The organism is bacterium (assembly GCA_040755795.1).
In the GTDB taxonomy this organism is placed as follows: Bacteria; UBA9089; CG2-30-40-21; order CG2-30-40-21; family SBAY01; genus JBFLXS01.
Genome location: JBFLXS010000408.1, coordinates 1 through 3,633 on the forward strand (window position 1 = coordinate 1; position 3,633 = coordinate 3,633).

The window sequence follows — 3,633 nt, forward strand, 5'->3', positions numbered from 1 at the left end:
CAATAGCAGTAGATGGGAAGTATATTTGGTTTGGGACATGGTATGGTGTATCACGATATGATAAGGAAACCGGTAGTTGGATAACTTTTAAGAGACAAAATAGTGAGTTAGTGGATAATGATATTCATTCAATAGCAGTAGATGAAAAATATATCTGGTTTGGGACATGGGATAGAGGTGTATCACGATATACTAAAGGAGGGGATGTGATTTATGAAAAAGAGTATGAGATAACCTGTTTAGAATCAGTAATAAATATTGGTACTTTAAGTAGTGCAGGCAAACTATATATCGAAGGAGTACTTACCTCAGATAAAAATCAGAAAATAGCTATAGATATGAATTCATTCTATATATTTAAGTCAAATTTATACCTGACATTTGATACTGATAAAAAGGTGTATAAACCTAATGAGTTGATTACTATATCCGGAACTTTAACAAATAAAGGAGAGAATATAGAAACAGGTGAGTTAGAGTTAAAGGTAAAAGATGGAGATGTAATATTCAGGACGCCAATTAATCTTGTAGCTAACAGTAGTTATAGTTTCATGGCTACTACTACGGCTAATTCATCTTTTGTCTTAGAATGTATGATAAACGATGTGAAGGTGATAGATTATATTCTGGTAGAAAAGACAAAAGTTAATGTAGAGATAATTACAAAAGAGGCATTAACAAGAGGAACAAATACACTAATCATAAGGTTAAATAATATAAGTCAAGTTGATGTAGTCATCAGTCACTGGTCATTAGTCATTAGTGATATGCATAAGGAGTTTGCAACAATTAGTATTCGAGGATTAGAATCAAAGGTAATTGAGGTTAATTACCAGTTACCAGTTACCAGTTACCAATCAGACTATGCTACAATTACCTTAGTTTTATCAGGTAATGTAAGCGGGACTTATACTAAACAGGTAGAGTTTGGAGAACGGGTAGAGTTAGAAGTAGTACCAGAGTTGGTTTATCCGGTGGGGTATCTGGAGATACCGTTTGAGGTAGTAAATAGGGGTAAATTAGATTCGGAGTTTCCTGCGACATTTACGATATTCACCACATTCACCGCAGAGACGCAGAGGCACAGAGAAATGACAAATTCCAAATCTCAAATATCAAATTCCAAACAAATTCCAAATTCCAAATCCCAAATTACCCAATTACTCAATTACCCAAGTATCCAATTACCCACCTGGTGTAAAGCAATTCCGAAGGTAGTGGTCAGTGATCAGTGGGCAGTGAACAGTAGTCAGAAGACAGAGGACAGAGGACAGAAGTTAGGAAGGATGATTTCCCCCGAGTCCCGAGCCCCGAGTCCCGAGCCCCGAGTTTGGACAGAGGACACCAGCCCCCAGAGACCAAATCCCCCGGTTACCAAATCTTCACTCGCCCCTATCATCTCACAAGTTGCCCCTAATTCCATCATTCTTGCTTGTAAATTCTATGTTCCAGCAGGTGGCACGATTACTGGTAGTCTGGTATTTGAATTAGTTGAAGGCAACTATGCATTATCTTATGATTATTTTAGAAGAACAGACTCATGTAATTTTAAGGTAGCAAGTGAAAATATTGCTAAAATCTCATCCCTAATTCTCTATCCCTCATCCCTTACATTTGAGGTAGGAGTAGAGAATTTAGGCTCAAATGAATTTAATGGGGAATTGAATTTTGATACTCTGTTTTATCAGACAAAGACAACTATAAATTTAGATGCAGGCAAAAGTGCTACTTATACATTTAGTCTGATTCAGGGGACTCAAGCTGCCAGGGGAACGGACTCTGCCATTTCAAGGATTTTGTATGATGGGAATGAAATAGATAAGAAGGAGATAGTATTTAGTTTAGAGCCAGGGTTTGAGATTGTGGATGTTAGTCATTTGGAACTATCAGTTGGTAAAGAAGGAACGATTGCAGTTAGAGTTAAGAATGTGGGTAATGCAGTTGGAGAGGCAAAGATAAAGGTAAAGTTATTGGATTTGTTGGATGAGGAACAGGTGATATGGTTAGACCCAGAAAAGATGGGGACTTTAAATTTCAGGTTACTTGTACCTGAGAATTTTGAGGATGGAACTTATTCTTTAGTGGCGAGTGGTGAGTGGTCAGGGGCGAGTGGGGAAAAATTAACTACTGAAACCTTAAGTTTTATTAGGATAGTAGGGATAAGGATTGATGTAGAGGCAAGTTTGGATAAGGAGTGTTATGAGGAAGGAGAGTTGGCTACTTTTACATTAAAGGTAACAAATCTAAGTGATGCAGGTTTAGGCACATTAAACCTATTGGCAAAGGTAAAATTCAACGATTATGCAGAAACAAAAACAATTACATTAGGTTATTCACAACAGGCTGGAGTCCTATTTTACCTACCAATCCATCATACTGGTCAAAAACTTAACTTTGGGATTTATTCAGAAAATGATAGAGCCATCTGGCTTGATGCGATTTATGTTCGAGAAAAAGGAACAATTACGATAATTTCGGATAAGCAGATATACAATCAAAGTGGGACTGTAACATTAACAGTTATCTCACAGGAGGCAGGGACTGTGAGTTTGACTACACCAGGAGAGCCAACTACGGGGACGATTGTATTTGATGAACAGGGGAGTAAAACTTTTACATTTAAGCTGCCAGATAACATGCTCACAGGTACCTACTATATCCATTATCACTCATCCCTCATCCCTTCTCCCTCATCCCTTGCATTTGATGTGCGAGGGATAGAGGCAGTAATAAAAGAGGCAAGTTTTGATAAAGCAGGGTATTCGTTTAATGAGGGATTTAAGGTGAAGATGAGTGTAGTAGTGAGTGAAGGATTTGAAGGGATGATAAAGGCATGGATAGATGAAGGAGACAATTGGATTAAGGTCTATGAGAAAGATGAGAGATTTGAAAAAGGAAGGCAGGTCTATGAAATAGCAAGTAATACAACGACATCAAACCGACAAACATTAATCTATGGTCTATACTTAGGAACACATACATTAGTTACATCCGGGAGAAAGGAGATAAGTATCTACAACATTCCTGAAGAAATGGGTAAGATTATCGAGAAGGAAGGGCTAAAGGTAGAAATAATGCCATCTGCACTAAGTAAAAACGCCTTGTTTGATTTTTTTAAGGCAACACAATATCCATTACCACCAGTCGGGATACAGCCAATAGGGTGTTATGAGTTTGTTATTTATGATAAGGATGTAGAGATAAAAAAAGATATAAAGGTAACATATTTTTATGGACAAGAAGGCATAGAGTATGATATAATAGAAGATAGTTTAAAGGCATATTATATCAGGAATGGGGAGTGGGAAGTAGTCAGTAGCCAGAAATTGGATAAAGTGAATAATAAGTTAATATTTTATTTACCACATTTATCATTGGTAGGTATAGGAGCAGAAAAAAGCAAGCCGTTAGCCGAATTAAAAGCCTATCCCAACCCGGCAAGGGAGCAAGTAACTTTTGGTGATAACTTACCAGCTACAATAATGGTAAGGATATTTAATATAGCAGGTGAAGAGGTATATGAATATGAGGGAGTAAGTAGTAGTGGTAAATGGCTCTGGAAGCTCCAGAATAAAGATAATGAGAAAGTAGCCAGTGGGATTTATATTTATGTGATTAGTAGTTCTGAAGGAG

Annotated in this window: 1 protein-coding gene; it reads left to right on the forward strand. The window is 37.2% G+C overall.

Annotated elements, in window-relative coordinates:
* Nucleotides 1-3,633 (forward strand): T9SS type A sorting domain-containing protein (locus tag AB1414_17510; protein MEW6609213.1); only part of this gene is annotated, 3,633 nt, incomplete at both ends.